The 19,963-nt window shown below is 45.5% G+C and carries 20 protein-coding genes and 4 pseudogenes; 21 read left to right on the top strand and 3 right to left on the bottom strand.

Annotated features, from left to right (window positions below):
• From rlmD to WMO28_RS11190, 15 genes and pseudogenes are all read left to right on the top strand, one after another.
• Nucleotides 1-1,368, top strand: a complete 1,368-nt coding sequence (gene rlmD / locus WMO28_RS11260; RefSeq protein WP_349057039.1) for a 23S rRNA (uracil(1939)-C(5))-methyltransferase RlmD — start codon at nucleotides 1-3, stop codon at nucleotides 1,366-1,368.
• Nucleotides 1,369-1,617: 249 nt separating this feature from the next.
• Complete coding sequence (locus WMO28_RS11255) at nucleotides 1,618-2,127, top strand: hypothetical protein (protein WP_015522054.1); 510 nt, start codon at nucleotides 1,618-1,620, stop codon at nucleotides 2,125-2,127.
• A gap of 27 nt (nucleotides 2,128-2,154) precedes the next feature.
• Entirely contained in the window at nucleotides 2,155-2,538 is a 384-nt protein-coding gene (locus tag WMO28_RS11250) for a DUF6075 family protein (RefSeq protein WP_349057038.1), read from the top strand.
• Nucleotides 2,456-2,749 (top strand): annotated as a pseudogene (locus tag WMO28_RS11245) (ParA family protein); the annotation flags it as partial. The gene WMO28_RS11250 and the pseudogene WMO28_RS11245, both read left to right, overlap by 83 nt.
• The gene (locus WMO28_RS11240) at nucleotides 2,739-3,638 is read left to right on the top strand and encodes a ParB/RepB/Spo0J family partition protein (protein ID WP_015522058.1); all 900 of its coding nucleotides are present in this window, start codon (nucleotides 2,739-2,741) and stop codon (nucleotides 3,636-3,638) included. The pseudogene WMO28_RS11245 and the gene WMO28_RS11240, both read left to right, overlap by 11 nt.
• Complete coding sequence (locus tag WMO28_RS11235) at nucleotides 3,619-4,656, top strand: replication initiator protein A (RefSeq protein ID WP_349057037.1); 1,038 nt, start codon at nucleotides 3,619-3,621, stop codon at nucleotides 4,654-4,656. Before WMO28_RS11240 ends, WMO28_RS11235 begins: the two co-directional genes overlap by 20 nt.
• Before the next feature lies 1 nt (nucleotide 4,657).
• Nucleotides 4,658-4,999: a DUF6050 family protein gene (locus WMO28_RS11230; RefSeq protein WP_118590546.1), complete on the top strand. Its 342-nt coding sequence runs from the start codon at nucleotides 4,658-4,660 to the stop codon at nucleotides 4,997-4,999.
• 139 nt (nucleotides 5,000-5,138) lie between these two features.
• Nucleotides 5,139-5,492: a helix-turn-helix domain-containing protein gene (locus tag WMO28_RS11225; RefSeq protein ID WP_330546037.1), complete on the top strand. Its 354-nt coding sequence runs from the start codon at nucleotides 5,139-5,141 to the stop codon at nucleotides 5,490-5,492.
• A gap of 117 nt (nucleotides 5,493-5,609) precedes the next feature.
• On the top strand, nucleotides 5,610-5,771 hold the full coding sequence (locus WMO28_RS11220; protein ID WP_349057035.1) for a hypothetical protein: 162 nt from the start codon (nucleotides 5,610-5,612) through the stop codon (nucleotides 5,769-5,771).
• A gap of 155 nt (nucleotides 5,772-5,926) precedes the next feature.
• Nucleotides 5,927-6,577 carry a sigma-70 family RNA polymerase sigma factor gene (locus WMO28_RS11215; protein ID WP_349057034.1) on the top strand — a complete coding sequence of 217 codons (651 nt, stop codon included), beginning with the start codon at nucleotides 5,927-5,929 and terminating at the stop codon, nucleotides 6,575-6,577.
• The gene (locus WMO28_RS11210; RefSeq protein ID WP_349057032.1) at nucleotides 6,574-6,918 is read left to right on the top strand and encodes a sigma-70 family RNA polymerase sigma factor; all 345 of its coding nucleotides are present in this window, start codon (nucleotides 6,574-6,576) and stop codon (nucleotides 6,916-6,918) included. Before WMO28_RS11215 ends, WMO28_RS11210 begins: the two co-directional genes overlap by 4 nt.
• A pseudogene (locus WMO28_RS11205) lies at nucleotides 6,897-8,181 on the top strand (MSCRAMM family protein); the annotation flags it as partial. The gene WMO28_RS11210 and the pseudogene WMO28_RS11205, both read left to right, overlap by 22 nt.
• Nucleotides 8,182-8,272: 91 nt before the next feature.
• Nucleotides 8,273-8,422 carry a hypothetical protein gene (locus tag WMO28_RS11200; protein WP_349057031.1) on the top strand — a complete coding sequence of 50 codons (150 nt, stop codon included), beginning with the start codon at nucleotides 8,273-8,275 and terminating at the stop codon, nucleotides 8,420-8,422.
• 28 nt (nucleotides 8,423-8,450) lie between these two features.
• Nucleotides 8,451-8,747, top strand: a pseudogene (locus WMO28_RS11195) (C40 family peptidase); the annotation flags it as partial.
• Nucleotides 8,748-8,772: 25 nt separating this feature from the next.
• Nucleotides 8,773-8,871: pseudogene (locus WMO28_RS11190) on the top strand (DUF4315 family protein); the annotation flags it as partial.
• Here WMO28_RS11190 and WMO28_RS11185 read toward each other — a convergent pair.
• Nucleotides 8,848-9,264: a plasmid mobilization protein gene (locus WMO28_RS11185; RefSeq protein ID WP_349057029.1), complete on the bottom strand. Its 417-nt coding sequence runs from the start codon at nucleotides 9,262-9,264 to the stop codon at nucleotides 8,848-8,850. The pseudogene WMO28_RS11190 and the gene WMO28_RS11185 sit on opposite strands and share 24 nt — an antisense overlap.
• Nucleotides 9,265-9,714: 450 nt before the next feature.
• Nucleotides 9,715-9,858, bottom strand: a complete 144-nt coding sequence (locus tag WMO28_RS11180; protein ID WP_117636789.1) for an AraC family transcriptional regulator — start codon at nucleotides 9,856-9,858, stop codon at nucleotides 9,715-9,717.
• Here WMO28_RS11180 and WMO28_RS11175 point away from each other — a divergent pair.
• Both WMO28_RS11175 and rhaD read left to right on the top strand, forming a co-directional pair.
• Nucleotides 9,857-10,168, top strand: coding sequence for an L-rhamnose isomerase (locus tag WMO28_RS11175; RefSeq protein ID WP_015522068.1), 312 nt, complete (start codon nucleotides 9,857-9,859; stop codon nucleotides 10,166-10,168). The two genes, WMO28_RS11180 and WMO28_RS11175, sit on opposite strands and share 2 nt — an antisense overlap.
• Nucleotides 10,169-10,180: 12 nt before the next feature.
• Nucleotides 10,181-11,008 (top strand): rhamnulose-1-phosphate aldolase, encoded by an 828-nt coding sequence (gene rhaD, locus WMO28_RS11170; RefSeq protein ID WP_117993833.1) that lies wholly within the window; start codon nucleotides 10,181-10,183, stop codon nucleotides 11,006-11,008.
• An 8-nt stretch (nucleotides 11,009-11,016) separates the two neighbouring features.
• Here rhaD and WMO28_RS11165 read toward each other — a convergent pair whose 3' ends face one another.
• Nucleotides 11,017-12,054, bottom strand: coding sequence for an AraC family transcriptional regulator (locus tag WMO28_RS11165; RefSeq protein ID WP_158581077.1), 1,038 nt, complete (start codon nucleotides 12,052-12,054; stop codon nucleotides 11,017-11,019).
• A 214-nt stretch (nucleotides 12,055-12,268) separates the two neighbouring features.
• Here WMO28_RS11165 and WMO28_RS11160 point away from each other — a divergent pair, with 214 nt between their 5' ends.
• Genes WMO28_RS11160 through WMO28_RS11145 form a run of 4 tightly spaced genes read left to right on the top strand, consistent with a single transcriptional unit; the run spans nucleotide 12,269 to nucleotide 19,886 of the window.
• Nucleotides 12,269-13,360 (top strand): alpha/beta hydrolase, encoded by a 1,092-nt coding sequence (locus WMO28_RS11160; RefSeq protein ID WP_015522070.1) that lies wholly within the window; start codon nucleotides 12,269-12,271, stop codon nucleotides 13,358-13,360.
• 35 nt (nucleotides 13,361-13,395) lie between these two features.
• The gene (locus tag WMO28_RS11155) at nucleotides 13,396-15,660 is read left to right on the top strand and encodes a glycoside hydrolase family 3 C-terminal domain-containing protein (RefSeq protein WP_015522071.1); all 2,265 of its coding nucleotides are present in this window, start codon (nucleotides 13,396-13,398) and stop codon (nucleotides 15,658-15,660) included.
• Nucleotides 15,661-15,713: 53 nt separating this feature from the next.
• Entirely contained in the window at nucleotides 15,714-17,066 is a 1,353-nt protein-coding gene (locus WMO28_RS11150) for an MFS transporter (RefSeq protein WP_173717353.1), read from the top strand.
• Nucleotides 17,067-17,090: 24 nt separating this feature from the next.
• Nucleotides 17,091-19,886: an alpha-L-rhamnosidase gene (locus tag WMO28_RS11145; RefSeq protein WP_226818137.1), complete on the top strand. Its 2,796-nt coding sequence runs from the start codon at nucleotides 17,091-17,093 to the stop codon at nucleotides 19,884-19,886.
• The last annotated feature ends 77 nt before the right edge of the window (nucleotides 19,887-19,963 follow it).

Raw genomic sequence — 19,963 nt, 5'->3', positions numbered from 1 at the left:
ATGGAATTCCGTAAAAATGATATATTAACCCTGGATATAGAAGATTGCGGAGTTGACGGTGAAGGTATCGGGAAAGCCGATGGCTTCACCGTTTTTGTGAAAGATGCCGTGATCGGTGACAGGATCAAAGCTAAGATCATCAAGGCAAAAAAGAACTACGGCTATGGCCGTCTGATGGAGGTGATCACACCGTCCCCATACCGTGTGAAACCAGCCTGCTCCATAGCACGTCAATGTGGCGGCTGCCAGATCCAGGCACTGTCCTATGAAGAACAGCTGAAATTTAAGGAGAAAAAGGTTCGCGGTCATCTGGAGCGGATCGGAGGTTTTAAGGATCTTGAAATGGAACCGATCATGGGAATGGAAGAACCATACCATTACCGCAACAAAGCCCAGTTCCCCGTAGGAAAAAATAAAGACGGAAAGATCATTACCGGTTTTTACGCAGGAAGAACGCATTCTATTATTGAGAACCGGGATTGTATCCTGGGTGTAAAACAGAATAAAGATGTTTTGGACTGTGTAATTGGACATATGGAAAAGTATCATATTCAGCCTTATGATGAGACCACTGGCAAAGGCCTTGTGCGTCACATTATGATCCGGTATGGATTTCATACAGATGAGATAATGGTGTGCCTGATCTTAAACGGCGACAAAATTCCTGCAGAAAAAGCACTGGTGGAATCTCTCTGCGAAATTCCGGGGATGACAAGCATTACAGTCAATGTAAACAAAAAACGAAACAATGTAATTCTCGGTGAACAGCTTCGGCTTCTCTGGGGACAGTCCTATATAACGGACAGTATCGGAAGTGTATCTTATCAGATCTCGCCACTGTCCTTTTTCCAGGTCAATCCGATCCAGACGGAGAAGCTTTATGGAAAAGCACTGGAATACGCAGGACTTACCGGCAACGAAACCGTATGGGATCTGTACTGCGGAATCGGAACGATCTCGCTTTTTCTTGCACAGAAGGCGAAATTTGTCCGCGGCGTGGAGATCATACCACAGGCCATTGATAATGCAAGAGAAAATGCGAAACTCAACGGAATTGAAAACGTGGAATTTTTCGTGGGAAAAGCGGAAGAGGTTCTGCCGAGGGAATACGAGAAGAACGGTGTTTATGCCGATGTGATCGTTGTAGATCCGCCACGAAAGGGTTGCGATGAGGTACTGCTCAATACAATCCTGAAGATGAAGCCGGAGAAGGTCGTATATGTAAGCTGCGACAGCGCCACACTGGCGAGAGACCTGAAGATACTTTGTGAAGAAGAGTATGAGCTGAAACAGGTTTCTACTACGGATATGTTTCCGCAGAGCACACATGTGGAGACTGTGGTAAGACTACAAAGGAAACATACCTAGAAATCCTTGAATTTACGCACTTTGTTGACTTTTTCAGTTTCAACAGATTAGAGGAAAATCACAAGGAAAAGGTACTTGTAAACAAAGTAACCGTTGTGGTTGCCTTAGACCTCGGTACGGGGAACACAAAAAATCCTGGATTATGAAAGTGAATATAGCGCTATCAATACATTGATAGAAGATAGGGATACTTGCAGCAGAGTGTCCCTATTTTTTATACAAAATTTTAAAATTCAGGAGGAAAAACAAATGGGAACAACACAGCGTAAAGAGCAAAGAAAAATGAAATTGGAAAAGGAAATCATCAGATTAACAAAACTGCATCAGAACAAGGACAAAAGAGAACTCATTCAAAATATCAATCATGTTCTAAGAGCCCAGGGAATTCATCTGAATAGGAAAGTTAAATGGATCTGTAAAGTAACAGGTTCTCCGGAAGGGACAGTATATACATGGTTTACCAATGCCAGATGCCGGCGAGAGAACAAAATCCCGTTGTATGCCCTGTGCCAGATGGCGCTCGCCTTAAGAATATCTGTATATGAGTTTTTCAGTGCAGATCATTTTATGGAAATTGCAGAGAAACAAAAGATTGATCGGAGATGTAAATTATATTGGCATCTGCGGAGAAATGTAGCCGAAGATTTATGGAATGGTACTCATTCCGAAAATGATACATGGCAGGGACAGACGTTAGATATTAAACGAGAGTTTCTGGATGAATTATATCTGAAAATGGTGAATGACCAGTTAAATTAGTAAAAATGAACAATGGAGGGAAATCAGATGTCAAGGAACACAGCGACAGGAGCAAAAGTAAAACAGGAAAGAAAAATCACTTTTAAAAACAAGGAACATGAGATATTTTATAACACCTATCTTTCAAAATGCTCGTGTCAGGATTCGTACCACAAAACCCTTATTTATTGCCTGGGACTTTCAGAGGACACCAGACGCAATGCAAACCGGATCTATGATTTTAAGACTGGATTTATTAAACCGGAGTGCCTGCAGGAAGGATGGCAGACCAGTGGGAGTGAAAAGATTGTCCGTATTGCTTTTAACCTTTATACAGACGGAACACCTACAACTGATCAAGACCATTGGCAAGGTACACAGGCGGCTGAACCCCAGGTTATCCATTATGGGGATTCTGCTGACAAAGGTTGACCGCCGGACAAACTTTGCACGGGATATTTCTGAACAGATCCGTGATGTATACGGCAATAACATCCATATCTTTGAGAATTGTATCCCTATGTCTGTACGAGCGGCAGAGACAACAGCGGAGGGAAAGAGTATTTATCTCCATGATCCGAAAGGGATTGTGGCAGAGGGATACCGCCACCTGACCGGGGAGGTGCTTGCAGATGAAAAATAAGAGTGCTGAGAAAATCAAGCTGACTTCCTATGACGATCTGTTTGGAACAAAAGATAATAGCGTGGAAGGCATCTATACAACGGTCGCCTTAAGCCAGCTTCACCCGTTTAAAAATCACCCTTTCAAGGTATTGGACGATGAAAAAATGCAGGAAACCGTGGAAAGTGTGATCCAGCACGGCGTAATCCAGCCAGGGATTGTGCGCCCTTGTGCAGATGGATATGAGGTGGTAGCCGGACATCGCAGATGGAGGGCCTGCGAACTGGCAGGAAAGCCGGACATGCCGGTAATTATCCGGGATCTGGATGATGACGCAGCTACGGTGCTGATGGTGGATACCAATATCCAAAGGGAGAACCTTCTGCCAAGTGAGAAAGCCAGGGCTTACAAGATGAAATATGAGGCGCTGAAACATCAGGGAAGCAAAGGGGACAAGCACACTGCGGATGTTGTGGGAGAGAAAGCCGGGGACAGCGGAAGGACGGTACAGAGGTATATCCGGCTTGCCAGCCTGATTAACGGGCTTCTGGATTTGGTGGATACAGGAAAGATTGCGATGATAGCTGGAGAACGCTTATCCTATCTGAAGCTGGAAGAACAGGAAATGGTGATGGAGGCAGCGGAGAACATTGGTGTTTATCCATCACCGGCTCAGGCCGGGCAGCTCAAAGTTATGAGTGAGGAAGGAATGCTGTCAGAAGGAAGTATCTATGCGCTTCTGGTAAAGAAAGAGGGCGGCGGGCAGACTGTGACGATCTCTTCAAAGAAGATCCGTGATTACTTCCCGCCGGCATACACAAAGGAACAGATTGAGGAAGTGATCTATTCACTTCTGGATCAATGGAAACAGGGAAAGGAGGGGGAATTAAATGCAGGAGATACAGTTTGATTATTTCCGTGGGATGGAAGCGGAACAGTATAGTTTTTACCGTGTCCCGAAAGTGCTGTTTACCGCAGAGTGTTTTAAATCCCTTTCCTGTGAAGCAAAGGTTTTATACGGTCTGATGTTAGACCGTATGAGCCTTAGCATTAAGAACCGCTGGTTTGACGAGGAAGATAGAGTATATATCATTTTTACCGTGGAAGAAATAGCAGAGCTTCTGAATTGTGGAACACAGAAAGCGGTGAAGCTGATGAAAGAACTGGACGATAATCAGGGGATTGGATTGATTGAAAAGAAACGTTTGGGATTGGGAAAACCGAATGTAATCTATGTGAAAAACTTTATACTGAAGGAAAAGTGTTCTCCTGAGCAGAGAGGAAAAGCGCCGGAAAACCTTGGAAATACGCAGAATAGTGAAAATCACAATTCAAGAATAGTGAAAACCACAAATCAGGAATTACCAGAATCACAATTCAAGAATGATGAAAATCATACTTCAAGAATTGTGGAAATCACAACTCAAGAAGTTCCAAATTCACAATCTAATAATACTGATATTAATAATACTGATTTTAATGAGACTGATTTTAATGAGATTGATTCTATCCAATCCTATCTATCTCCATCTGCAGGTGAAGTGCGCCCTGTGGGAGAAGATGTGATAGAGAGGATGGAAACCTATCGTGCCCTGATACAGGAGAACATTGATTATGAGTGCTTTCTGGACAGAAGGGAGAAAGAAGATGTGGACGAGCTTATTGAGCTGATGGTGGAGATCCTGATGATGCCGGATGACAGCGTGGTGCGGATCGGCGGGGCAGATAAGCCGCTATCGGTAGTCAAAAGCCGTTTCCTGAAGCTGACCTATTCCCATATCGAGTATGTTTTGTTCAGCCTGCACCGGAATACATCCAAAGTGGCGAACATCAGGGCATATCTTTTGACTACGCTTTACAATTCGTCTATGACGATGAACCATTACTATCAGGCGGAAGTGAACCATGATCTGTATGGAGGTAAATGAAATGCGGATAAGTGAATTTATGAAAAAGGTGATCGTACCGGTAGGAACCGCAGTATTCCTGGGAGCGCTGTTTTATCCTCTCTGTGTGGAGCAAGGGCAGTGTGATTACCTGAAACTGTGGATGTTTGTAGGGATTCCCTTTGGGGTACAGAGGATGTTCCTGTGGATCATTCCGAGGGGCTTTGATATTGGCGGTACGGTGGGAATGTTTGTATTCAACCTGCTGATCGGCGGCGTAATCGGCGGGTTCGTCCTGGTCTGGCGTCTTCTGATGGCGGTCTGCTATCTGGCGAAAATGGCGGTTACCGGGATTTCAAGATTGGTAAGTGCCAAAACACTGTGAAGTGTTTACAGAAGAAAAAGTGAATGATAGAGTTACGAAAGCAGCTAAGTTCATGTACCTGGCTGCTTTTTTCTGTCTGTGGACAGGAAACTTTGCGACACGGTGTCACAAAGTAAAATTTATCGTGGAAGGAGGGACTGTGTTGGGAAACCGTGCGGGATCGCAGGAGTTGATCCAGTTGGGGGAACGTATCAGACAAAAGAGAAAAGACAGCCATTTAACTCAGGAGACTTTTGCAGAGAAAGCCGGGATCAGTGTCAACACAGTGAGCCGCATTGAAGGAGGGCAGGCAGCCATGTCTATTGAGATTTTTGCAAAGCTGGTGGAAATACTGGATGCTGACGCCAACGAGTTATTAGGCAGGAATCCGGAAGAAATGGGAAATCCTGCCCATAGGATGTTTTCCCGTGTAAAGAACCTGCGTCCAAAGGAGCAGAAAATTGTGATCCAGACTATGAGCGCCTTGATGGATGGGATTGAAGGAATACGATAAAATCCACAGATATGGGAGGGAATCCTGTATGTTTCCCCATATCTGCAAGGGAAAAATAACTGGCAGGATGATACATTGGATATGCAAAGCACAGAAACTGGAGAGGAGGGAGAAAGGGTGACCAGGGAAGAAAACCTGCTTTATCGGAGGAGTTGTCCTTATGATGCCATGGGGGACTACTCATTACTGATTGAAAAACAACAGATGAAATCAACAGAATCGGAGGCACATCCTTTTCCGGCCAAGTCGAAAGAGGAACCGATTCGGCAGTACCGATAATAAAATTAATAAGGTTGTCTGCAGGCAGTAAAAGGAGTTCCAGGCTCCCGTTAAAAAAAACGGGCGTGCCGGGAACCTTTTTTGCTGCCTTTTCCCTGGAAATTTGTGTGCTGTCATCTGGCCGCCCGGAGCCTACGGGCGGAAAGGTGGTCGCTATGCTGACATTACAGGATTTAAAGTGGATTGTGAAAAAGCCGGAGACAGAGAAAAAAGTTCCCACAGCAAGGCGTTTGCTGGAACAGGGAGAGCGGATCGTAAGTATGGAAAATGGCGGAGAAGTACAGCTTTTGGTATTCCGGGAAGGGTATGCGCTTTATCGGATAGGAAAATATGCCACGGTTTTTCCGGTACATAGCTGCGGAGATTACTGCTATGAGAATAATGGACAGCAGATCTGCGTGGACGCATCATTCTTTGAACAAAGGGAGTGGTATATGCGCCTGTTTCTGGAAGGGGAGGATCGTTTGGCAAAGAACCGGGAATCAAGCCGGAAAGGAAAGATCGTTTCCTATCATGCGGTTTCCGAGGAATGGTTTTTCCTGGCTTCTCCGGCATTGCCGCCCTTGGAGCAGTTGATAGAAAAAGAGAAGATCCTGGAACTGATGGAACTTCTGACAGAACGGCAAAGAGACATTGTGATCCTGTATTTTTATTATGGGGAAACACAGTGGGAGATTGCAAAGGCGCTTGGCGTCTCCCAGCCTACGGTTTCCCAGACGCTCATGGCGGCGCTTCGCCGGATGCGGGAAGGACAGGAAGAAATCGTTCTGGAAAAAAGAGCCGGTTCCGGGAGGTGCGCTGTATGAGGGGAAGGCGTCCAAAGGAGCGGAAATGCTATGTACTCCGCACAAGTGAAGGAACCGTGGTGGAAGTTACCAGGGAAGTCTATCTGGAATGGTATCAGTCCCGGCGGCGAGAGCGTTACCAGAGCGAGAGAAAGAGGAAATACAGCGTATCCAGCCTGGAAGCATTGTCAGAGAAAGGGATGATCCCAGAGGGGCTGGCAGACAGCCCGGAAGATACAGTGATCCGGAAGCTGTGTGTGGAGAAGCTGCAGGCAGTGATGGAAGAACTGGCAGAGGCAGATGCTTATCTTTTGTATCTGCTGTTTTTTGAGGAAGTAACAGTAAAAGAGCCCAGACGGTGACTTTTACCTACAAAGACCAGAATACGCCTGTGATTGAACAGGAAGCGGTTTTCCGGAATGAACGCCAGAAAGTGGAAGTATCCGTGGTGAAAAAGGATGCGGAAACGCAGGCGACTGTGGAAGGCGCAGTCTTTGGGCTGTATGCCAAAGAGGATATTCTGGCACACGGCGAAGTGATTGTGAAAGCGGACACGCTGATTGGCAAGGCATTGTCTGATGAAAACGGGAAAGCCGTATTTGTGAATGACCTGCCTTTTGGACGATACTACATCAAAGAAGAAGCAGCTCCGGACGGATATGTTTCTTCCGATAAAGTGATAGGAGTGACCGCAGAGTACCAGGGGCAGGAGATCCCTGTGGTGGAACTGTCCTCTGAATATGAAAATGAACCGACTAAGATTTCCGTGAAAAAGACGGATCTCACAACCGGCGTGGAGCTGGAGGGCGCAAAGCTGACCGTCCTGGATAAAGACGGAAATGTGGTTGACAGTTGGACTTCTGTAAAAGGAGAGGAATATCTGATTGAACGGCTGACTGTAGGCGAGACTTACACGCTCCGGGAAGAACTGGCTCCTTACGGGTATCTGAAAGCAGAAGAAATTACCTTTACCGTGGAGGATACAGCACAGATCCAGAAAGTGGAAATGAAAGACGATGTGCCGACAGGGACGCTGATCATCAATAAGAAAGGCGAGTTCCTGGAGGATGTGACGCTTGCCGATACCATTGGCGGCTGGATCAGCCATCTCTTTGAGTATGTTACCGGCGCTTTAAAGGACGTAACCTTTGAGGTATACCGCAGAAGTCCAGAAGATCGAAATGAAAGATGATGTGACGAAGGTGGAAATCTCCAAGACGGATATTGCAGGAGAGGAACTGCCGGGAGCGAAACTGACGATCCTGGACGAAAATGGTGAGGTTGTAGAGAACTGGACTTCCACAGAAGAACCGCACTATATTGAAATGCTCCCGATTGGGAAGTATACACTCCATGAGGAATCCGCACCGGAAGGTTATCTGATTGCCGAGGATGTGGAATTTGAGGTAAAGGATACCGGTGAGATCCAGAAAGTTACTATGAAAGATGAAGCAGAGCCGGAAGAAACACCGGAGACTCCGGACACACCGGCAACTACGGTGGACGCACCGAAAACCGGGGATCACACGCCGATTGCGGCGCTTATGATTTCCTGCGGTCTGGGGCTTGCGGGAGCCATTGCCGCTGCGGTATGGATGAAAGTAAGAAAAAAGAAAAGAGATTGATAAGATAGGATCGATTTGGGCGTTTGTGGCAGCCGTGTGCTTCCATGAGCGCCTTTTTTGTTTGAATAATAAAACGGAGAGGTGAAGAAAAATGAAATGGTTGATCGCTGTAGGCGGGGTGTTTATATTTCTTCTTCTGTTGAGCCTGTATTGCTGTATTGTTGCCGGAGCAAGAGAGGACAGGCTGTTAGAAGAGCTGGAGCGGAAAGGCAGGCAGGATGCAGACGGGGAAAACGGCTAGGAAAAAATATGCGCCGGATAAGCCCCAGGACTGTGCTTATTGTTTTGTGAGCTGGGTGATCAATAACTGCGGCAATGGCTGGAATATCGGCAGGCAGACCACGGATGGATTGATGGGCTGCTGTTCGCAGGTTTCCCCGTCTGACGCAAAGCCGGGAGATCTGATCTTCTTCCAGGGAACCTATGATACGCCTGGAGCGAGCCATGTGGGTATTTATGTGGGCGACAATATGATGATCCATTGCGGGAATCCCATTCAGTATACAAGCATTGCGTCTGCTTACTGGCAGGAACATTTCCTGGCATTTGGACGGATTCATGGGTGATTATACGGGAAGGAAGGTGAAATAGATGAACCGAAAACTGCACCGGGTTCTGGAGGAAATCCGGAAAACGGAAAAGAAGATTGCCGAGTGGCAGGAACATTTAAAAGAACTGAAACTGTTGGCTGAACAGCTTGAAAATCAGGAGATCGTAAAAACCATCCGATCTATGAAGCTGGACAGCCACCGGATGTTCAAAAATATCTGCAATTCCCTGTTGAATATACTTTCGCATTTCCTGAGAATGGATACCGCCGCTGTTAAAGTAGCGTGCGATCTGGTTCAAATGGCTGCCGATTTTTCCAAACTCTCCGATCAGCTTTTTCAGCTCAGGAAGATCTGCCACAATCTCATAAGTGATCTTTGGAGTCTTCCCGGTGATGAGTTTCCTTGCGTACTCGGCCAACGGAAGAGAAGCATTTTTTGCATTGGAAGAGATAATCTCATATTCTGTATCTGTCAGGCGCAGCATGATCTGGTGATTTCGTTTCAACTCTTTATGTTTTTTGGGACGTGCCACTTGCTGTTTCCTCCTTTGAAAATAACCTTATAGGAATAAGCCTATTGGAATATCTTTGTGGGAAGAGCAATCCGTAATTTAAAAAATTACGCTGCGACTGATAAGGAGCCAAAACAGCATATATGGAAATATGCGTTATTCGAGGGTATGGGGAGCGAAATCCTCATCAAGTTTGCGGGGGAACGGAAACCACGAAAGTGAGTTTTGAGTTACTCAGGCGAAACTTGCTCTTATGCTCTTCTTATGTTCTTCGACTGGAGAGACGCCGGCATGACAGACTATGTGGCGATTGTGAAGAAGTGTGAGGGAGATATTGTGTATACCGTAGAAGGGAATACGAGTACGACAGTGAATGGCAATAGCGTCAGGGGAGTGTGGCAGCATCAGTATCCGATTGGGAGTGGACGTATTCTTGGTTACGGTATGTTATCTTAATGTTGTTAAATAATTTTAGACGTCATTTGAAAAGCTGTTGCTATCTCCTAAAGAGGCGGCAGCTTTTTCTCTACGATATTCTTTTGGAGTTTTCCCATACAGTTCTTTAAATTTGTTGTGAAAAAAGCTGCTGTTTTCGTAGCCTACTGTATGGAGAATGTCTTCTGTAGATAAAGTTGCCTTGGATTATTTTGACGCGAGCATCAACAGAATCTCCGCATGGGTTGTAGGATTCCGTAATTTCCAGAAAGCACTTTTAAATGCACTGCTGACACCAAATGAAACACTGAAACAACTGCAGGACGAAGGACGTATGACAGAGCTGATGGTAAAGCAGGAAGAGATAAAAACACTGCCCTTTGGTGATGTGTGGGCCGAGTATTGTGAAGAATGCGGAGCGCCAAAAGACGGTACGTGGTTCGGGGAAATTGAGAAATACGAAGAGACGGTATTGACAAAAAGAGTGTAGGAGGGAAAAGCCGTGAGTGTATTGGATACAAAATTTGTACAGGGATTTATCCGTATGTGTAACGATGGATGGGAGCAGGGATGGCACGAGAGAAACGGCGGCAACCTGTCTTACCGCATCAAAGACGAGGAAGTGGCGGAGGTAAAAGAGTTCCTTCATTATGACAATGAATGGAAACCGATTGCCACCAAAGTCCCCGGACTTGCGAGCGAATATTTCCTCGTAACAGGCAGCGGGAAATATTTCCGCAATGTCATCATTGATCCGGAGGATAGTATCTGCATCATCGAACTGGATGAAAAAGGAGAGAATTACCGCATCCTTTGGGGCCTGGTAAACGGAGGCAGACCGACCAGTGAGCTACCGAGCCACCTGATGAACCATGAAGTGAAAAAAGGCGTTACCAATGGAGCGCACCGGGTGATTTATCATGCACATACCACGAATGTGATCGCACTGACATTTGTACTGCCGTTGGAGGATAAAGTATTTACTAGAGAACTCTGGGAGATGGCGACCGAGTGCCCGGTTGTATTTCCTTCCGGAATCGGTGTAGTAGGATGGATGGTGCCGGGCGGCCGTGAGATCGCAGTGGCGACAAGTGCCCTGATGAAAGAATATGATGTGGCAATCTGGGCGCATCACGGCATGTTCTGCTCAGGGGAAGACTTTGATCTTACATTCGGATTAATGCACACCGTAGAGAAATCCGCGGAAATCCTTGTAAAGATGCTGTCCATGAGACCGGATAAAAGACAGACAATCTCACCTCAGAATTTCAGAGATTTGGCGAAAGATTTTAAAGTAACTTTACCGGAAAAGTTTCTATATGACAAATAATGTACATATCACATATTTGGCGTATCAGAAGCATGAAGCATGTTTCGATATTCCATAGGCGTACATCCGTATTTCTTGCGGAACAGCTGAAAGAAAAAGCTGGTATTCTGATATCCGACGGCAAGGCTGATATCATTTGTGGAAAGTGCGGTGCTCCTTAACAGTTTTGCCGCCTGAGAAAGCCGCTGTGTCTGGACCAGCTCTTTGTAAGTGATTCCGGTATGCTGGCGGATATAGGCAGAGAGATAGTTTGGGTGCATATTAAAAAACTCAGCTGTAGAAGAAAGGGTACAGTCCGCAAAGTTTGTTTCGATATATCGGAGTATGGTATAAATCTGATCCACTGAGGAGTGATCCAGAACCATACCGTGCTGGAACAGATTGATCATCTCACAGGTGATCAGTGTAAAAAGACTGTCTAAAAAAGGCCCGGATGTTACGGACGGAGAATAAAATTCACAGAGAAACTGGTTGGTAAGATCTGCCAGCCGGTTTTGTTTTTGTTCCGGGGAAAAGACAATATACTTGCTTTCCTGCATCGTGGTGTTCAGAGCCTCAATGAAAAAGTGTGTAAGGTAATTATCCTGAGACAGGCGTTCAAAAAAAGTACCGTTCAGATATTCGCGCGTCAGCAGAAAATTGATGATAATATCATTTTCTGAACATCTTTTGACAGAATGAGGTGCATTCTGGCTGATCAGAACCATCTGCCCGGATTTTAGCCTGAATGTAGTCTTATTTATCGTCATTGTGCAGGCGCCAGAATAAATATAACTCAATTCCAGCCACTCATGGATATGCAGAGGTACGTTTTCAAAACGATCTTGTTTTACAACAGCGAAGTTGTAATAACTCGGAAGAACTTTCTTTGAAAGAAATAAAGAACGCAGATCTTCAAGGTTCGTATCAAAACGGTAACAGGGTGTATCAAACTTACCTCTGGCAACAGGAAATTGTGAATAATCTTTCTTTACACCGTTCAGACGCTGGGTTTCTTCGGGAGTGTGCTGCTTCAGAAATTGATTCAATGCAGATAATGTCATCATATATATTCTCTCCTTTTCAAGATATGAATGAACTGTGATTATAGTCATCAGCAGTTTATTTAACCTGTCTAAAATATACCATATTGGGGGCAAAGGTGTACAGAGTAATCTCGGATATTTATTAAGTTTGGTCGGTAAATCACTTATGTTTCGTTGATGTAATTTTAGTCTGTATAATGTAAGATATCAGTAAGAAAAGGAGGCATAGGTTAGGATGAAGATATTTTTTGCAGTAGTGGTGATTGTTTTATTATTTGTAATCGGTGCGACATTATATGTCTACAAAAAAAGTGCCATGTTTTTACCGGCACTTCTTGGCATCTGCGGATTTCCAAAAATAAAGGAAAGCAGCTATTACGATGAAAACGGACATTTCCGTCCGGGAACGGGGGAGGACAAAGTTGGATTTTTCATGCAGCATCCGGTATTCGGCGGTTTTAAACATATGTTTTTCAATGTGGAGGACAACGTGCTGAAAGCTATTGCGCCTGTAAAGTATAAGGATTTTTTAAAGGCGCAGGGTCGTGAGGAACAATTGGATGCAGCCTTGGAATCTTTCAATTATCTAACCGGACTTGTTGAGAAAGGTCAGGCAAGGCTGGTGCCGGATCTGTATCCTGCGGAAGCAGTGAATAGTCATCCGTACAGGTCACATCTGACGGGAATGTTTTATCAGGGACAACAGGGAAAACCACTTGCCATTGTAGTTCCGGGAGGCGGATTTATCAGTAATGTAACTGATTGCGAGGGGTATCCTGTGGCGATGAAGCTGCATAAAATGGGATATTCTGTTTTCGTCGTAAGTTATCCGGTCGGCAGACAGCTGGGTGAGACAGAACAGGTAAAGCAGGGACAGGCTGCCGCGAGGGAACTGACACAAGTGATCCGATATCTGACGGAGCATCAAAAACAGTTTTCTGTAAACATGGATGATTATGCCATCTTTGGTTTTTCAGCAGGAGGACTTATGACCACGGCGTATTCATTTGCCAATTATGAGGACTGCTGCCACAAGAATCATCTGCCAAGACCGAAGGTGATCTTCCCTATGTATGGTCTGGACTGGGATATCAAAGCTTTGCCGGAGGACAAGGGACTGGCGGTATTTTCTATCGTAGGGCGGGATGATGAGTTCGGTTTTGCAAATGTGGAAGATAAACTGCCGGAATTAGAGAAGGTACTGGGCAAAGAAAATGTGTCGGTCAGAATCGTTGACGGACTGGGACATGGATTTGGAATAGGAAATGAAACAAAAGTGAAAAACTGGCTTCAGGAAGCAGTCATCTTCTGGGAAGCCCACAGATAGGAACAGATAAGAATTTATTTAAGGAGGATTTCATAATGAGCAGAAACTTGAAAGAATTGATCAGACAGATGACACTGGAGGAAAAGGCAGGACTTTGTTCGGGAGCGGATTTCTGGAACACAATGGGGATCGAAAGGTTAGGGATTCCTTCCGTTATGATGACAGACGGCCCGCACGGTCTGCGCAAACAGGAAGGAACGGCAGATCATCTCGGCCTGAATAAAAGTGTGAATGCAGTCTGCTTTCCGGCAGCCTGCGCCACGGCATCCAGCTTTGACGTGGAACTGATGGAACGTATGGGACAGATCCTTGGGGACGAGTGTCAGGCTGAGAACGTGAGCATGCTCCTCGGCCCTGCAGTTAATATCAAACGCAGTCCTCTCTGCGGAAGGAATTTTGAATATATGTCCGAAGATCCATATCTGACAGGAAAGATGGCGTCTGCATATATCCGGGGCGTACAGTCGAAAGGCATCGGAACCAGTATGAAACACTTCGCCGCGAATAATCAGGAAACAGACCGTATGCAGATATCGTCGGAAGTATCGGAACGGGCTTTCCGGGAAATTTATCTGCCGGCTTTTGAGGAGGCGGTGAAGAAAGCGCAGCCAAAGACTGTGATGTGCAGCTACAATAAGATCAACGGAGTATTTTCTTCAGAGAATAAGAAACTTCTGACAGATATCCTGCGGGATGAGTGGGGATTTGAAGGATATGTGGTCAGTGACTGGGGAGCTGTAAATGACCGGGTGAAAGGACTGAAAGCCGGTCTTGACTTGGAGATGCCGGGATCAGGAGGATATAATACAAGAAAGATTATTCAGGCAGTGGAGAATGGAGAACTGGAGGAAGAAATTCTTGACAGAACGGTGGAACGCATACTGAAAGTAGTCTTCTCCTACACAGATAACAGGAAAGCGGAGACTGTATTTGACAGGGAAAAGGATCACAAAGCAGCGGCAGATATCGAAACAGAGTGTGCCGTACTTCTGGAAAACAGGGGAGTGCTGCCGCTGAAAAAAGAACAGAAAGTAGTCTATATCGGGGAATTTGCAAAGAAACCGCGATACCAGGGCGGGGGATCGAGTCACATCAATACGGACAGCGTAGTGTCGGCTCTGGAAACTGCGGTGAGAAAAGGCAGGGCAGTGGAGTACGTGAAAGGCTTCTCGTCAGAGCGTGACGAGATGACAGAAGAGGAGCTGAAACAGGCGTGTGAAGCAGCAGCAGGTGCAGATGCGGTTGTAATTTTTGCCGGACTTCCAGACAGTTTTGAGTCGGAAGGATATGACAGAAATTCCATGGAACTACCAAAGTGCCAGAACCGTCTCATAGAGGCTGTGGCAGAGATACAGAAGAATGTGGTTGTGGTTCTTCATAATGGAAGCCCCGTAGAAACTCCATGGGCGGAGTCTGTAAATGCCATTCTGGAGATGTATCTGGGAGGAGAAGGCATTGGGGAGGCCAGCGACCGGTTGTTATTTGGGGAGGCAAATCCGGGAGGACGTCTGGCGGAGTCGTTCCCATATCGTCTGGAAGACAATCCGAGTTACCTGAATTTCCCTGGAGACGGCAGGACTGTTCTCTATGGAGAAGATATCTTTGTCGGATACCGTTACTATGATGCGAAGAAAGTACCGGTGCGCTGGGCATTCGGCCATGGACTGTCATATACGGAATTCAGCTACAGCAATATGAAACTCTCTTCTGCGGAAATGAAAGATGGAGATATTCTGAAGGTGAGCATTGATGTGGAGAATATAGGAAAGAGACCAGGAAGTGAAGTGGTTCAGCTCTATGTCAGCGGCAAAAACAGTACAGTGCCAAGAGCAGTGAAAGAACTAAAAGGGTTTGCGAAAGTATTTCTGAATCCGGGTGAGAAGAAGACTGTTACAATGGAGCTTTGCGCGAGAGATTTTGCTTACTACGAGACAAAGATTCACGACTGGTATACTCCGTCAGGTACATATGAGATCCAGATCGGGCATGCCAGCGATGAGATCAGAGAGGCTGCAGAACTTACATTTACCACTGATGTGCTGCTGCCGTTCACTGTGGATATGACCACTACAATGGGGGAATTGATGAACCACCCGAAGACAGCAGGGAAAATGATGGAGTATCTTGAGGGAATATCACAGGGAGAAGAACCTAAGAAAGAAGATGGGGAGGTACAGCTTGTGACTCCGGAAATTATTGCGCAGATGCCGCTGAAATCATTTTTAAGCGTTATTCCGGGCGAAGCGATCGAGCAGATGATCGTGGAGTTAAATGCTCTGTGTGCAGAAGAGGGAAAGTGAGAATAAAATATGAATCAAGATAAGATAAAAATGAGAGAAAGTGAGAATAAAATATGAATCAAGATAAGATAAAAATGAGAGAAAAGCTGTCATTTGCAATGGCAAACTTTGGAAACATTCCGGTTATGACACTGATCAACGGATATTTACTAATTTTTTATACCAATATATGCGGCTTGAGTCCTGCTGCATGTGCGACACTGTTCCTGATCGCACGCTTTCTAGATGCCATTAACGATCCGTTAGTTGGATTTATGATCGACCATCTTCCGACCAGAAAGATGGGACATTTCCGACCAACATTGATTCTGGGAACAATTCTGTGTAGCGCCAATTTCCTTCTACTTTGGTTTGGACCTATGTTATCAACATCGGGGAAACTGGCAATCGCATATGTATCGTATATTCTGCTTGGTGTGTTGTTCCCAGTCATGGATATTTCGCTGAACAGTCTTCTGCCGGTTATGACAGAAGATATGAAAGAAAGGAACAGCTTAAGTTCAATCAAAGGGCTTGCATACGTGATCGGGGCGCTTGTAATCGGTGTGGCAGCTCCACTTATTCTTGGAGATACTTCTAACAAACAGGGATATATTAATCTTGTTCTGATCATGACAGCAGTGATTTTTTTCTTCTCTATTATAGGAACCATGGGAGTAAAAGAACGTGTAAAACCACAGATGGAGAACAGCTATTCTGTAAAAGAATTATTCAAGATTCTCAGTCAGAAGCCGGTGTACATTACATTCCTTGCTGTACTGTTATATTCGATTGGAAGCAATATCGTGAATGCAGCAAATACATACTTTTATACATATATTTTTGAAGATCTGACGTTGGCGTCTATTATTACGCTTATTACATGTGTTACTGTTTTTCCGGCTACAATGGTCATTGGTAATCTGATTGGAAGGTTTGGAAAGAAGAAAATGTATGCGATTGGACTTGCACTTGCAGGACTGACACCAATCATCCGTCTGTTGGATGTGAGGAGCATTCCCCTTCTTATTGTCTCTGTATTGATTGCAGGAATAGGAGCCGGCTTTGCAGCACCTCTTAATTATGGAATACAGGCAGATAATACAGATTATATCGAAGTGTCTATGGGAATTAGGGCAGAAGGTGCTGTCGCATCTCTTTCCAGCTTTGTCTCCAAGTGTGCAATGGGAATCGGTGGTGCGATTCCGGGGTATCTGCTGCAGTTAGCAGGATTTGACAGTAAGGCGGCAGTACAGAATGACGATGTGATTAATATGATCGTCCTCTGTGTGCTAATATTGCCGGCAATCGTAAATGTGGTGGCCATTGTGATCTTCTCAAAAGGTTATCCTATTACCAAGGAAAAATTGAATGAGCAGATATGTCTGATGAGGGAGAAACGGTCAAAAGCGGGTATAAGTGAATAAGAATGATAGAGAAGGAGTATCAGCATGGGAAAGATTTATGCAGCAAAAACAAATCATATCACAAACCCTTTAGGGTTTTATCTGAAACCGTTGGTATTTTCATGGAAAGTGAAAGGATGCAGAGGACAGGAACAGAAATATGCAAGGATTGTAATCAGCAAGAACAAAACCTTTACAGATATCTGTTACGATACAGGTGAAACAGAGTTGGACAGCCTCTCTACAAGAGTAGAATTTGAAATACAGCCGTATACAAGATATTACTGGAAGGTCATTGTGACAACAGATGTAGAGGAAGTAATCGAATCAGATGTACAGTTTTTTGAGACTGCCAAAATGGATGAACCATGGACTGGAAGATGGATTACCTGTGACAGCAGTCAGGAACGGCATCCGATTTTCTCAAAGAGAATTCGTCCGGCAAAAGAAGTGAAAAGCGCAAGACTGTACATTTGCGGCCTGGGATTGTATGAGGCATATTTTCTCGGGGAAAATAAAGAAAATCCGGAGAAAATCGGTGATGAGTATCTGACTCCGTACTGCAATAATTATGACCAGTGGATCCAGTATCAGACGTATGACATCACGAAACAGGCAGAACAAGGCGGTGTGCTGTCTGTTCTTCTCGGAAACGGCTGGTATAAAGGCAGGTTCGGTTTCAATGATCCGGAGCGGGAAGCATATTACGGTGACGAGTGGAAGCTGATTGCGGAGATTCACATAGAGTACAAAGACGGAACGAAAGATGTAATCAGTTCTGATGAAACCTGGTCAGTTACAAGAAGCAATTTGTGGTTTTCCAATATCTATGACGGTGAGAGAAGAGATGATACGCTGCCACCGGTAGAGGAGTCTCCTGCGCGGATCGCAAAGGTTCCGAAAGGCCGGCTTATGGAACGGTTATCTCTTCCGGTTAAGGTACAGGAGGAGATGAAGCCGGCAGAACTGATCCATACGCCTGCTGGAGAAGATGTATTTGATCTGGGGCAGGAGATCGCAGGGATCTTCCGACTGCGTGTACATGAGCCGGCGGGGACAACTATCAGGATTCAGACGGGAGAGGTGCTTCAGGACGGATGTTTCTATAACGAGAATTTAAGAACTGCACTTTCGGAGTACATTTATGTTTCTGATGGTACAGAAAAGGTGATTACGCCTCATTTTACATACTATGGCTATCGATATGTGAAAGTGACCGGGATTAGGGATCTTTCATGTGAGGATTTCACGGCGCTTGTTCTTTACAGCGATTATGAGAGCATCGGGGCAATCGAGACAGGGAATGATCTTGTGAACAAATTGATCTCCAATATCGAATGGGGGATGAAAGGAAACTTCCTGGATGTGCCTACAGACTGCCCGCAAAGAGATGAGAGAATGGGCTGGACAGGGGATACACAGGTATTTTCTGCGACTGCAAGCTATCTGGCTGATACCTACGCGTTTTACCGGAAATATTTATATGACATGTATCAGGAACAGCTTCTGGCGGACGGAATGGTTCCGGAGATTGTCCCCACATTCGGACCGACAAAATGTTCCTGCGCATGGGGAGACGCTGCGTGTATCATTCCGTGGAACGTATATCTGTTCAGCGGGGACAAAACAATCCTGGAAAGCCAGATTGAGAGCATGAAGGCATGGGTTGATTATATTCGCAGGATTGACGGAGATCATCACGGATGGAGACAGATCTTCCATTATGGAGACTGGCTGGCTCTCGACCGTACAGGCGCTGCCGCGAACAGTGTGTACGGGGCGACCGATGAAGCATATATCGCGGATATCTACTATGCGGCAAGCGCCCAGACAGTCGCAAAGGCGGCGGACGTGCTTGGACTGGAAGAAACGAGACAGGAATATCAGGAAATCGCAGACCGTCAGTGGCGGGCAGTGAAAGAAGAATATTTTACTTCCACAGGAAGATGTGCGGTGAAGACGCAGACAGGGCTTATCCTTGCGCTGAAGTATCATCTGTCTGAAAATGAAGAACTGACAAAGCAGATGATGAAAAAACTCCTCCGGGACAACAAAAATAAACTGAATACCGGGTTTGTGGGTACGCCGCTTCTGTGCAACGTGCTGACAGACCACGGGATGACGGATGCGGCGTACCGGCTGCTTTTGAACGAAGAATATCCGGGTTGGCTTTATGAAGTGAAGCTGGGGGCAACGACCGTGTGGGAGCGTTGGAATTCACTGGATGAGAACGGCCATGTCTCCAGCACGGGAATGAACAGCCTGAATCATTATTCATATGGCGCCGTACTGGAATGGATCTTCTGCCATGCGGCCGGGATTGATGTGACGGAACAGAGTCCGGGAGGCCGGGTGATGCGGATCAGCCCGAAAGTGAATCGCGGACTGGGATATGTAAAAGCGGTTTATGATTCAGCATGCGGATGCTATCAGTGCGGTTGGGAGATATTAGGGGATAATAAAATCACTGTCACTGTTACAGTTCCGTTTGGCGGAAGGGCAGAAGTGGTTCTTCCACTTGCGCCGGAATCTGTATATGAAGATAAAGAAAACCCACTGTTTGAAGATGTAGAAAACGGAATTTGCCGTGTGAAAGCCGGAGAATATGAAGTCGCTTATGAGGCGTCACAGCCTTTAAAGAGGAAATACAGCATAGATTCGACAATGGAAGAACTGCTGAACCATCCGGATATTCGCGCGTTTCTTTCTCAAATGATGGAAGTGGATATGATTCCGGATATTGCATATGGACTTTCGCTTAGAGATGTCGCGAAAACATTCGCAGGAGAAATCAAACCAGAGGAAGCACAGATGCTGGATATTGCACTGGCAAACTTCTAATAAGGAGCAGAGAGATGAAGAAAGAAAATCAGAAAGTAAAATTATCTGAAAAAATAGGGATGTTGATGGTATGTGCA

This window comes from Blautia aquisgranensis, from assembly GCF_040096615.1.
GTDB classification, from domain to species: domain Bacteria; phylum Bacillota; class Clostridia; order Lachnospirales; family Lachnospiraceae; genus Blautia_A; species Blautia_A aquisgranensis.
Note: the sequence above shows the minus strand (reverse complement) of the source record. Positions and strands in the feature narration are given on the sequence as shown.